At 40.6% G+C, this 13,477-nt stretch carries 7 protein-coding genes; 5 read left to right on the forward strand and 2 right to left on the reverse strand.

Translation table 11 applies throughout. The features are described from left to right. The first annotated feature begins 471 nt into the window (after window positions 1–471). Window positions 472–1,209, forward strand: coding sequence for a DUF1080 domain-containing protein (locus LQ227_RS23920; protein WP_371824754.1), 738 nt, complete (start codon window positions 472–474; stop codon window positions 1,207–1,209). 8 nt (window positions 1,210–1,217) lie between these two features. Continuing rightward, entirely contained in the window at window positions 1,218–2,573 is a 1,356-nt protein-coding gene (locus tag LQ227_RS23925) for a Gfo/Idh/MocA family protein (RefSeq protein WP_230151612.1), read from the forward strand. A 55-nt stretch (window positions 2,574–2,628) separates the two neighbouring features. Here the strand turns inward: LQ227_RS23925 and LQ227_RS23930 are convergent, their stop codons facing one another. Together LQ227_RS23930 and LQ227_RS23935 are read right to left on the reverse strand one after the other, a co-directional pair. Beyond that, on the reverse strand, window positions 2,629–3,411 hold the full coding sequence (locus LQ227_RS23930) for a DNA-binding response regulator (protein ID WP_230151528.1): 783 nt from the start codon (window positions 3,409–3,411) through the stop codon (window positions 2,629–2,631). Window positions 3,412–3,413: 2 nt separating this feature from the next. After that, entirely contained in the window at window positions 3,414–6,596 is a 3,183-nt protein-coding gene (locus LQ227_RS23935; protein ID WP_230146199.1) for a two-component regulator propeller domain-containing protein, read from the reverse strand. Between the two features lie 272 nt (window positions 6,597–6,868). On the opposite strand from LQ227_RS23935, the gene LQ227_RS23940 reads away from it, so the two are divergent. The 3 genes from LQ227_RS23940 to LQ227_RS23950 all read left to right on the forward strand — a co-directional run bounded on the left by LQ227_RS23940 (window position 6,869) and on the right by LQ227_RS23950 (window position 13,406). Further along, complete coding sequence (locus tag LQ227_RS23940) at window positions 6,869–8,443, forward strand: family 43 glycosylhydrolase (RefSeq protein WP_230151531.1); 1,575 nt, start codon at window positions 6,869–6,871, stop codon at window positions 8,441–8,443. A 216-nt stretch (window positions 8,444–8,659) separates the two neighbouring features. Then, the gene (locus tag LQ227_RS23945; protein WP_230151533.1) at window positions 8,660–11,725 is read left to right on the forward strand and encodes a TonB-dependent receptor; all 3,066 of its coding nucleotides are present in this window, start codon (window positions 8,660–8,662) and stop codon (window positions 11,723–11,725) included. 10 nt (window positions 11,726–11,735) lie between these two features. Then, a complete protein-coding gene (locus LQ227_RS23950) occupies window positions 11,736–13,406 on the forward strand; it encodes a RagB/SusD family nutrient uptake outer membrane protein (RefSeq protein WP_230146202.1) in 1,671 nt (556 codons plus the stop codon). The last annotated feature ends 71 nt before the right edge of the window (window positions 13,407–13,477 follow it).

Here is a 13,477-nt window from a genome sequence, read left to right on the forward strand (position 1 = left end):
ATAAACAATTATACACAGGAAGGAAGGGGAGCCAAAGTTGGAGAATCGCTCATAAATGAATGTTTTATTCCTAATCCCCGTGGCGCAATCTACTCTTTTTCACTTTCTTTTTTAGTTATTTTACCTGTTTAAATTATTGATTTTTAATATGTTGATTATGTTTTTGTCTGTTTATTTGTGTTTTTTATAAGCGAGGTTTTAATCTTACGATTCTTCTTTTCTTTAGGTTTTTGATCAGGTAAAATGAGACAAATCAACAATAAATTGAACATATTTTACAAGGTCCATTGGCTTACTTTGGCATGATAACCAATTATAAACCCATAAATCAAATCATATTGCAAATGCTATAACTACCCGCAAGCAGATACCAATGAAGCGCTATCCACTTATGTGGTTTTTGTTCTTTAGGCGTCCGCAAAAGTAATTGTAAACGTAAATCTTTAAACACATAAAATAACTATAAATTAAATGAAAAACTACAGGTTAATTTACATGCTAATATTGGGCATTTTTGTCGTAAACCTAACTTATGCCCAAAATATACTCAGCAAAAGTGAAAAAAAGGAAGGGTTTAAATTACTATGGAATGGCAAGGATGCTAGCGGTTGGCGTGCGATATTTAAAGCACAGTTCCCTGCCAAAGGCTGGGAGATGAAAGATGGAATTTTAACAGTACTGGCATCCAATGGAAAAGAGCAGGGTTCGGGCGGCGATATTGTAACCAGGGATGAATATTCGGCCTTTATATTAAAATTCGATTTCAAACTTACTGTAGGTGCCAACAGTGGCATAAAATATTTTGTAACTGAAGAAGAAAAAACCAATCTGTCTGGCATTGGCCTTGAGTTCCAGGTACTGGATGATGAAAAACATCCTGATGCTAAACTGGGCAAAAACGGTAACCGAAAGCTTGCCTCTTTATATGATCTTATTCCATCAAACAAGCCTGCTTCGGTAATTAAAGCAATTGGCGAATGGAACAGTGGTGAGATTCGTGTTTATCCGAACAGCCATGTAGAACATTGGTTAAACGGCGTAAAAGTAGTGGAATATGAGCGCGGGTCAGAAGATTTTAAAAAACTGGTAGCTGGAAGTAAATATAAAACATGGAAAAACTTTGGAGAAGCTAAAAAGGGACATATCCTAATCCAGGACCACGGCAACAGTGTTTCGTACAGAAACATTAAAATCAAAATACTTAAATAATGAGCATGATGGAAGAATCGAGAAGAGACTTTATAAAAAAGGCAGCAATTGCCGCAGCAGGAACTTATGTAGGTACTTTTGGGATGTCGGCCAAAAGTTATGCGAATATTATCGGTGCCAATGATCGGGTTAGGGTTGGCGTGGTTGGTTTTTCCGATCGATTTAAAGATACGCTGTTTCCATGCTTTTTGAACCATAACAAAGAACTTAATTTTGATATTGTTGCCCTTTCCGACCTATGGAATTACCGTCGAGATTTAGGAGCTGAACACATTAAAAACAAAATTGGCCATGGCATTACTGCCTGTAAAAACAATGATGAGCTTTATGCATTGAAAGATCTTGATGCCGTAATCATCAGTACACCAGATTTTGCACATGCCTTGCACGCCATAGAGGCTGTTAAAAACAAAAAAGATGTGTATTGCGAAAAACCTTTTGCCGAAACCATGGATGATGCCAATGCCGCATTGAAAGCAGTAAGGTCTTCGAAACAGATTCTGCAGATTGGTTCGCAGCGCCGAAGTGGACAAAATTATCAGGCTGCTGCCGATTTTATCAAAGCGGGTAAATTTGGAGATCTTACCATGGTAGAATTGAGCTGGAATGTAAATCAGCCTGGCCGCTGGCGCCGCCCCGATTTGGTAGCGAAACTGAAAGAGCAGGATACCGATTGGAAACGCTTTTTGTTAAACCGGCCGTACGAAGCCTTTGATCCCAGAATATACCTCGAATACCGCCTTTTCTGGCCGTATTCTTCTGGTATGCCCGGACAATGGATGAGCCACCAGATTGATACGGTGCATTGGTTTACCGGATTGTCTCACCCGCGTAGTGTAACCGCAAACGGTGGGATTTATCAATGGAAAGATGGTCGCCGTAATTGGGATACCACTACTGCTGTCTTCGATTACGGCCCGCTTGACGATACCACTAAAGGTTTCCAAGTGGTATTTACTTCCAGGATGCATAATGGTGATGAAAGGCCGGCAGAAATCTACTATTCGAATGGGGGAGAATTAAATCTTATTACCAATACCATATCGCCTCATGGAGGTTTAACGGCAAAAGCTGCGGCTGCGATGAAAATGAAGCCAAACCTGTTGCCAGAAATTAAACTTGCTGCACCTTCTGCGGCGGCGGCATCAGCCAATACGGGTGCAGATGTGTTAAGTTCTAACCATATGCGCAACTGGCTGGAGTGCATTCGAAGTAGAAAAGAGCCTAATGCGCCTGTTGAGGCAGGTTATCAGCATTCCATCGCCAATATCATGGCTAATGCTGCGGTGCATACTGGTGGAAAAGCAAGCTTTGATGCCACTCGTCAGCAGGTTATGGTAGAGGGAAAAGTATTCAAATATTAACCGCTTTCAACCGATAAGAGATGGCCGGATTAAATCTGGTCATCTTTGGTTTTGCTTAAATTTTTTCACCCTTCGTGTCCTTACTGAGCGAATTCATGTATTCCTGGGGCGTCACTTTAAAATACCTTAAAAAATTTTTATTGAACAGGCTCTGAGAGCTGTAACCCACCATTTTCGCAATCTCAAAAAAGCTGAATTCGTTCTGAGCAATCAGCTTGGTGGCCTTTTTTAAGCGGGTAACATCAATCAGTTCTTTTGGTGATAGGGCAGAAATCGCTTTTATCTTCCGGTAAAGGGTAGGGCGGCTCATGTGCATGTGCTCGGCAAGCTGATCGATATCCAGATAGGGATCCTGAATATTTTTACGCACATATTCGTCCAGTCTTTTCAGAAATGCTTCTTCAATTTTTGAGTTTGCCACTACGCGTACATCTTCGAAAGGCGCACTTGCAAAATGGGCTTTAATTTTTAAGCGGTTCTGGAGCAGGTTGGCCACCTGAACACGTAACAGCTGCGGCGAAAATGGCTTTTTGATATAAAGATCAGCGCCCACTTCCAGCCCTTCAATGTGCGCCTTATACGTGTTTTTAGAAGTCAATAATATAATGGGGATGTGGCAATATTCTACGTTTGATTTGATCAGCCTGCAAAGTTCAAAACCATCAATCCCGGGCATCATAATATCGGAAATAATAAGATCTACGATTTCTTTATCCAGAATTTCCTGCGCAACTTCTCCGTTAATTGCCAAATGCAATTTATAAGTGTTTCCGAATACCTGCGTTAAAAACTCAAGAATATCTTCATTATCATCAATAATTAAAATACTGTCAGTCATGTTTATTTTATCTTTTTCCAACTACTCAATTTAAATTCAAATTTTTGATGTATAGGCAAAATTAGTTCAAAAACCACTTTATCAGCATCACCTTCTAACAACGTGAGCGAGCCGTTATGCAGTTCGGCCAACGATTTTGCCAGCGAAAGCCCAATGCCTGTACCAGGTTTATCTTTACCATATAACCTGAAAAACGGTTCGAAAATCTGCGCACGGTATTGCTGGGGAATGCCTTTCCCATCATTGGCGAAAGTAACGTTAAAACGGCCTGCTGTTTCACCTGAAGTATAGAGCCGAACAATTGCTTTGCTTGTTCCATATTTAATCGCATTCGAGATTAAATTGTTAAAAATCTTTATCAGCGCCTCTCTATCGGCAAATGCAATGATGTGCGTTTTGGGCAGTTCAAGATCAAGTGAGATATTGCTTTTTTGAGCCTCCTGCTCAAAAGCATTCACCTGTTCTTTTAACAGGTTATTGATATCGGTATTTACAAAATTTAAGCCGAACTGGTGCATTTCTGTCTTACGGAAATCAAGCAGTTGATTGGTCAGTTTGGCCAGGCGGTTCGCATTTTTTTCGACCATGAGCAAACTGCTTTTTATGGGCTGCTCCTTCGTCTCTTCCAGCATCATTTCAACAGGACCTAAAATCAAGGTCAGCGGTGTTTGTATCTCATGCGCAATATTGGTGAAAAATTCGATCTTGGCCTGGTAAATCTCCTTTTCCTTTTCGTGTTCGAATAACTGTAATTTATTGAGGTTTTTGCGCTCAATATAACGGTGATAATAGCGTATAGCCAGAAAAAGGCCGGTTGCGATCATCAACAGGTAGCAAATGTACGCCGTAATACTTTTCCAAAATGGTGGAAGGATTTTAATAAAAAGGCGGCGCTCTTTTCCAGTCCAGCTCTCTACATTACTTTTTGCCCTTACCAGAAAAGTGTAACTGCCTGGAGACAAATCTGTAAAATAAGCTTTTCTATTGTTATTCAGGTAGGTGGTGGCCTGATCTACACCTTTCATTACATACTCATACCTGGTCACTTCGGGCGAGGAGTAGTTGAGTGCCGCAAATTCGATACTGAAATTGTTCTGGTTGTAGGCAAGTACAATCGTATCGGTATAGGAAATTGATTTGCTAAGCGGACTATTTTCAATATTTGGAAGGACTTCCTTATTGTTGATCTGGAAACCCGTGATAAAAGTAGGCGGTGCGATATCTTTTTGCTCAAAATCTTTTGGGTTAAAAGAAATCATTCCCCTTACCGATCCGAAATACATTCTGCCATTTGGATCTTTATAAGCAGAACTGAAGTTAAACTGATCGGTAATTAGACCATTTGATTTGGTGTAGATTTTAAACTTTTCGGTCTGCATATCAAAACAGATCAGGCCTTTAAGAGAGCTTATCCACAAATGTTTTGAACTGTCTTCGAGCACACGGAACAGAATATTGGTAGGCAGACCATTTTCGGTGGTGAATTTTTTCAAAACTTTCCTGTCCGGACTAAGCCTGATCAGTCCACCGCCTTCGGTAGTAAACCACATGGCATGGTTGCTATCTTCAATAATGCCACATACCGGAAATTCGTGAACGCTCTTATTGCTAAGCTTGTCGCCAAAGGTGATATTGCCATGTTTACCGGTTTTAGGGTGGTAATAAAACGCTCCCCTCGATACGCTACCAGTCCAAATATTACCAAACCTATCTTCCCAAATGTCGTAAACATAAGAATTTACTGGGATTTGTGTAATCCGTTTAAATGTTCTTTTCTTTTGATTAAAAACAAATAGGCCCGACCCCATATTGTATCCGGTACCCACATAAATTGTACTGTCTTTAGCAAGGTGTATAGAAAGCACAAAATCGCTGGTCTCTTCGTTTTCTTCGCCAATGGTTTTAAAACGGTCTATGACTTTTCCCTTGTTAATATCCATAATTTCCATCCCGTGTAAAAATGGGCCCACCAGCAGTTGATTGCCCAAAGCAAGTAAACCATGAATGTTGGGGTAGGATAAATTGCCTGCTTTACCATTGGCGGTGTAATTGGTAAATATTCCGGTTTTTGGATTGAATTTGTTCACGCCGGCATCTTCAGTACCAATCCACAAATTGCCTTTGTTATCGGGACAGATTTCCCTTACCGCATTTCCTGAAATGGAATTGGTGCCCAATAATGGATAATATTTTTTAAACCGTGCATTGTTTTTCGAGAAATAACTCAGTCCACCAAAATAAGTACCTGCCCACATGCCACCCTCGTTATCTTTACAAACCGTATAAACGGCATTATCTGGAATGGAATAAGGGTCGCCGGGCCGTTTGCGCAAGTTGATGTTGGCATGGGTTGCTAAATTGTAGATATAAATGCCCGATTCGGTGGCAATCCAATATTCGTGGTTTTCACCAGCAGTAATATCACGTACATAAATATCGGTATTATCACTGTTTTTAAGAATCAATGATTTAATCGCACCAGTTTTGGTATTATAGCTTTTTAAGCCCTTTTTAAAGCACCCTACCAATATGTTATTATTCCCCGTTGGAAATACTTTACTGATTGACCGCAGGTTTACAGGTACATTTTGGCCGATTATTTTTACACTGGTTTTAGAACCATCCTGAGGATTGTAGGTTATCAGTTCTCCATCATCATTACCTATTACAATGTTCCTGTGCTCATCAATGGCTATGCAGGCTGCACTTATTTTAAGGTCTATTACCCTGTTATCTTTCTGCACGTATTTAAAAAGCACCCTGTTTGCTAAAAAGAAAAGGTTGTTTTGATGATCTACTAAAATGGAATTGATGTATTTTTTCAAGCCAGGTGCAAGTGGGGTAAATACTTCTTTAACGGGGTCATATTTAAAAATCCCGCGACCTGTACCCACCCATAACATGCCATTTTTATCTTCTGCAAGGCTAACAATAATGTTGTTGCCGATGTTTCCGAATCTGCTTTTTTCGTTTTTAAAAGTTTTAAACGTATAACCGTCAAAACGGTTTAAACCACCTCTGGTTCCCACCCAGATCATGCCTTTTTGATCCTGTATAACCGTATTTACCGAATTATGCGCCAACCCATCATCTGCCTGGTATTGCTTAAAATAATAAGATTGTCCCTCGCAGGTAGAAACTGCAAAAAACGTACTCCATAGCAAGAAAAATAATACAAACCGCATATTCAAGTTAATATCAAATATATATAAATCGGATTGTTGTGTAATCTATGTTTTAGCACCTTATGATCAGGCTTTAAACAGTAGTTTTGTTGTAGTCTGATTATCAGTTGTTTGTCTGGCCTTTGGGAAATGATTTGAGACATATCGACAAAAAGATGAACAAATTTTACGGGCATCATTCCTTTACTTTGATTTGAAATTAACCAAATTAATAACCCCGCTGCAAATTTCTTCTATCGGCGTACCATGCCTTTGCAGTTTTATTATTTTTTATGAGAAATAAATTATTGATTCATTTGGCAACCGCATTTGTGGTTTTAACAGGTTCTTGCCAGAAAGGACCATCAACCGATAGAAATGACGCCCTAAACAGCGTTGAAAAACTGGCTGCATTAAATGTAATTGCTGCTGCACCGCCTTTAGGCACCTTAATTGACGGTGCAACATATCGGATCCGTGGAATGTCATCCTTACCCGATGGACCGGTGGTGGAGGTTACGGGTAACTCAACGGCAGAAAATGCAGCCATTCAGCAATGGTCATGGTTTCCTAACAACGGGCAGAAATGGAAACTGGTAAAAACAGATGCCACTTATTGCAAACTGATTAATATCACCAGCAATAAATGTTTAAAATCGCCATCAACAACATCTGGCGCTATTCTGCAACAAGGTACTGACGATGGCAGTGATGCGCAACAATGGGCCATCACTTATACGGGTAGTAATAATGTATATACCCTTACCAACAAAGCCACAGGGATGAAAATGGCCGTTGATCCCGAAAGCAGTACACCCGGTGCTAAAATAAGGCAAAAAACTACGCTAACCGGTACACAAGGGATGTTTAATTTCCATGATACGAATTTCCAGAACCCGCTGATCAATGCAAGCAGGGCCGACCCTTATGTTGCCCAAAAAGATGGCTATTATTATTTTATGTATACACGGGGCAATAATATCGGACTTAGAAAAACCAGATCAATGTCGTTGTTATCTACAGCAGTAGAAACTGTGGTTTGGACACCTCCGGCCGGTGCTGCTTATTCTTCTAACATCTGGGCGCCCGAATTACATTTCCTTTCTGGTAAATGGTATCTGTACTTTGCGGCAAATGATGGGGGCGACGTTAGCCACCGCATGTTTGTGCTGGAAAACGCTAATGCCGACCCTACCACCGGTACATGGACTTTTAAAGGGAAAATAAGCGATCCGAGCGATCAATGGGCTATTGATGGTTCGGTATTAACCATAGGCACTACAAACTATTTTATTTGGTCGGGATGGGAAAATGTGGCCACCAAGTACAAACAGTATATCTACATCGCGCAGATGGCTAACCCATGGACAATTAGTAGTGATAGGGTAAAAATATCATCACCAACCAACAATTGGGAAAAATACGAACCAAGCGGCTCATTGGGTGCGGGGGTTAACGAGGGGCCGATTATGCTCAGAAAAGATGCCAACAGTCCGGTTTTTATTATTTATTCTGCCAGTAGATACAGCAGCGATAATTATTGTTTGGCACAGATACAGTTAAAAGATGGTGGCGACCCCATGCTACCTGCCGATTGGATCAATAAAAAGCAGGTGTTTGTTAAAAGTGATGCCAATGGGGTTTATGGACCTGGCCATAACGGATTTTTTACCAGTAGCTATACCGATCCAAATGGGGTGTTGCACAGCGAAAACTGGTTTATTTACCATGCCCGGAGTGTTGCCAATACCACCAATGGATCCAGAACGCCACGGATGCAGAAGTTGACCTGGAATGCAGACGGCTCGCCAAATTTTGGAACTGCCGTTGCAACAGGAGTTAGTATTCCGGTGCCTGTTGGAGAATAATGGTATCGGGCTAAATGGGGTATAAGTTTCTCGAAATATAACCATAAAGATCAATTTGAGATAAAACGACAAAGGAATGAACAGTTTATACGGCTAGCATTTTTTTACTTTGATACAGGAAACCAAATATAAAACATTGGCGGCTTTGCAAATTTCACTTTGCCGTTTAATGTCGATTTAACCCTAAGGTTTCCACATATAATAACCTAACCAAATATGAAATATAAAGTTCTACCCAAAAGAATTATAGCCGTAACTTTTTTACAGGTCGTGATATTGGCCATTGCAACAACGGCAAATGCCAATTATAAAGGTGGTGTAACTACAATACTGAATAAAAAACTTTGGTTTACAGACATTGGCCAGGCCGATATTAGTATAACTGGTAAAGTGATAGACGAAAAAACAAAATCGCCGATACCAGGTGTTTCTGTTAAGGTGAAAAATGGTACAGCGGCAGCTGTAACCGACGAAAATGGTGTTTATAAGATCAATGTAGCCAATGAGCAAACCGTTCTTTTGTTTTCTTATATCGGTTATGATGTACAGGAAGTAGCCGTAGGCAGTCTTAAAAGCATTAATGTTGTTTTAAAATCTTCACAAGCTAACCTTGATGAGGTGGTGGTGGTGGGGTATGGTACACAGAAAAAGGCTGATGTGACGGGATCGGTAGTGAGGGCAAATCTCGATGATTTTAGGAATGCACCTACCACTAACGTGGCCAACCTTTTACAGGGAACGGTTCCGGGTTTAAATGTGGGGCAGGTTAACCGCGCTGGTGCAACACCAGGTATTAGCATCAGGGGACAAAATACGTTGGGTGGCAACCAAAATGTACTGATTATTTTGGATGGGGTACAATACAATGGTTCCTTAACTTCTATTAATCCTGATGATATTGCCACGATAGATGTACTAAAAGATGCAAGTGCTACGGCAGTATATGGCGCACAGGCGGCAAATGGTGTTATCCTCATTACCAGTAGAAAAGGTGCTATTGGTAGAACCAGAATTTCTTTTTCTTCTCAATATGCTACCCAAAAACCAAATATCGATTTAAAACCAATGGCCAGGGATGAATATTTGGATCATATTAAATATTTATACTATGACCAAGCCTTTCTTGCTCCTGGCTTTACACAACCAAATCCGGCATTCGATCTGGTAAGCAAAGTTGACGCATCGATGAAGGATGTGCAGGGAAACCTGCTGCCGAATGATTTTAGCTGGTATGATGAAGCCACCAAAACGGGAGCAATTGTAGATAACCAGCTTAGTGTTTCGGGTGGAACCGATAAGATCAATTACCTTTTATCAGGCAGTTTAACCAGAAATTCGGGTTTTATCAATAACGATGTTTTTAAAAGAAAAACCATCAGGGCAAACATCGAAACCAAAGCAACAGATTGGCTTACCATTGGCCTGCAATCGTTCGCGACCTTTGTAAATGAGGATGGGGTAGAGCCAAATTTCGTAGATATCAATTTAATGTCGCCATTAATCCTTCCCTGGGATAATAACGGAAACCTGAAAATCAATCCTTTTAATACGAATGTAACCAATCCGCTGTTAAATTACCAAGCTGATGATTACGACCGCCACAATTATTTCTTTGCCAATGTTTACGGCAATGTACAACTGCCTGTTAAAGGTTTGAGCTATAAAATTAGTTTCGGTAACAATTACCGTCTCGATTTTAAAAACATTTCAAATATGTACGATGCTAACCTTACCGGGCAGGCTTCAAAAGAAAATACCACTTATTACGATTATACCTTTGATAACCTTTTAACTTATAATAAAATTATTGGCAAGCATAGCTTTACCGGAACTTTACTATATGGTGCCATTGAACGCGATAATAGCTATACCAGGGCTTATTCAACAGGTTTTTCGAGGTTGACCCTCGGTTATGACAACCTACAGCAGGGCACTAACCGGTTTGCGATATCCAATGCCTGGAAAGAAACCCTTAATTATCAGATGTTCCGTTTAAACTACAATTACGAAAGTAAATACCTGTTTACCGGTACACTTAGGAGGGATGGATTTTCTGGCTTTGCAGAAAATAACAAATACGGAATTTTTCCATCAATATCAGCAGGTTGGGATATTTCGAAAGAATCGTTTTTTAAAGTTAATTGGGTAGATAACCTTAAATTAAGGGTAGGCTATGGTGTTGCCGGAAATCAAACCACAAGATATTCTTCATTGGCCAATGTAGGCGTGAGTGCTGCTTATGTTTTTGGTGATGGCGGTTCTACGCAGTTTGGTCAACAGGTAAATTCATTGTCTAATCCAGATTTAAGATGGGAGCGTACCACAGGTGCAAATCTGGGTTTGGAATTTACCCTTTTCAAAAATAGGCTATCGGGTGTAATTGAATATTACGATACCAAAACAACCGATCTTTTATATTCGGTTAATATCCCAGTGGTTACGGGTTTCAGTAATATCCTCACCAATATTGGGCAACTGAACAACAAAGGACTTGAACTTTCTTTAAACTCGAAAAATATCAATAGTGGCGAATTCAAATGGACTTCTGCCTTAAATTTTGCCAGAAACGTGAACAAGGTGGTTAAACTTTTGGGTGATCTTAATGGCGATGGAGTTGAAGATGATCTTCCGCAAAGTGGCCTTTTCATTGGGCAGCCTACCGCCGTAATTTACGACTATCAGGTAAATGGAATTTGGCAGGTTGGGGAGCAGATCCCAACGGGCTATTCACCAGGGACCTACCGCATTGTAGATCAAAATGGCGATGGGGCAATCAATGCCAGCGATAGAACTGTTTTAGGGTCATCAGCTCCGGCCTTCAGGATCAGTTTGCTGAATAATTTTCAATATAAGAATTTTACCTTGAGTATATTTTTAAATTCAGTGCAGGGCGGCGATAAATCTTATCTCGCCGGCAATACCCCAAGGCTCATCAGAGATGATAACTCCATCAGGAACAATTACCTCAGTGGAATAGACTTTTGGTCGCCTGATCATCCCGATGGTAAATATCCCCGTTCTATCGTTTCGGCAACCTTAAATCCGCCACTTTTTCAAAACCGAAGTTTTGTGCGCTTACAGGATGTATCGCTCTCCTATAAATTTAGCGGAAAACTGATTGAGCGTATGAAACTACAAAACCTAAATGTATTTGTAAGTGGAAGAAACCTGGCTACATGGACCAAGTGGGACGGTTGGGACCCAGAAACCAATCAAGGATTAACCAACGACGGAAGGCCTGTATTTAAAGGATATTCTGTAGGCCTTAATGTTACATTTTAAACTAAAAGCGATGAAAAAGATAACCTTTACCATTATAGCTGCAACTACTATCCTGTTTTTCTCCTGCAAGAAATCTTTTTTGGATGAAGAACCGCTCGATTTCTTAAGTACAACCAATGCCTACACCACTGTTAAAGATTTTGATGCTGCAGTTAACAATTTGTATAGCCGCGTAAGAAGCGAGTTTTATAACAGTGGAGAGCAAAGGCCATTCGATTATGTATTTGGTTGCGATCTGGTTTTTGATGGTCAGCCGGCTACCACGAGGCACACTAATATGGTTGCCGCCTATTCGCCATTGAGCACCGAAATCCCTTTGATCCACTGGACTTCACTATACAAGATTATTGCAGAATCCAATACCATTATCGGACGAATCTCAGCTTCTGAACTGGCACCAACCGATAGGACACTAATGGAAGCGAGAGCGAAGTTTTTCAGGGGTATGGCCTTTCGTACCCTTGCCTATCTATATGGCGGTGTACCCTTAAATACAACAGAAGTGGTATCGCCCAAAACAGATTATGTAAGGGCACCCAAAACCGAAGTACTGGAGCAGGCTATCAGCGACCTCAAATTTGCATCGTTAAATTTGCCGGCCATTAATCTGGTGCAGGATGGAGAGGTAAACAACCTTGCAGCGTATCATCTTTTATCAGAAGTATACCTGGCTGCAGGGCAGTTTCAAAATGCGGCAGATGCTGCGTCTACTGTAATCAGTAATCCCAATGTTGGCCTAATGACCACCAGATTTGGAGTTAAAGCATCAGATGCCACAAAAAATGTGTATTGGGATCTTTTTCAGAGAGGGAACCAAAATAGAAAAAATGGTACCAATAAAGAAAGTCTTTGGGTAATCCAGTTTGAAACCGATGTTCCGGGCGGTGGTGCCGTTTCTACAGGTATCAGCGGTTCTTATCAAATGGAAAGACATTTTGCACCACAATTTCTAAACTTTAGACTCTCTGGTAGCAGTATTCAGCCATTTCTGTATCCAATTAGCGATTATACTGGTGGCAGGGGGATCGGTTGGGCCATACCGACCAAATATTTTTCGGATGTAATATGGCAAAGCGATTTTAATAACGACCTTAGGAATGCACCCTTTAATTTTGTACGCGAATTTAAAGTAACCAATCCTGCACACCCACGTTTTGGTCAAACCATATCTACCATTAATCCACCTGCGGGTATAACTGTACCAAGAAGAGATTTCTATGCCTTTCAATCAAAAGTAACCACGCCAGGCGATCATCCTGATGGCATGTTCCAGGATAAATCACAGCTGTTGCTTAAGGCAAGTGCTGGGGGGACTTATGCCGATCAGTATATGTTCCGATTGGCAGAAACTTATCTTTTAAGAGCCGAAGCTTATTTTGGCTTAAATCAGTTGGATAAAGCAGCTGCAGATATCAATGTGGTACGCAGCAGATCAAATGCATCGGCTGTATTGCCTACTAATGTAAATATGGATTACATTTTGGACGAGCGTATGCGCGAACTGGGCTCCGAAGAAAAAAGACGGATAACCTTGATGAGGCTGGGACTGGTTTACGATCGTGTAAAAAAATGTAATCCTTATTACAACGATGTTTTAACCACCTATAACCTGTGGCCAATCCCCGCTTCCGAAATTGAACGAAATAATGGTGCAAAATTGGAGCAAAACCCGGGTTATTAGCCGCAGGATAATTACTACAGGTAAAAGCTGTCTTTAAAGGTGACAGTATGGAAAAAATGATCGGAAAAATA

The sequence above is a fragment of the Pedobacter sp. Bi27 genome, assembly GCF_918698255.1.
GTDB lineage: Bacteria > Bacteroidota > Bacteroidia > Sphingobacteriales > Sphingobacteriaceae > Pedobacter.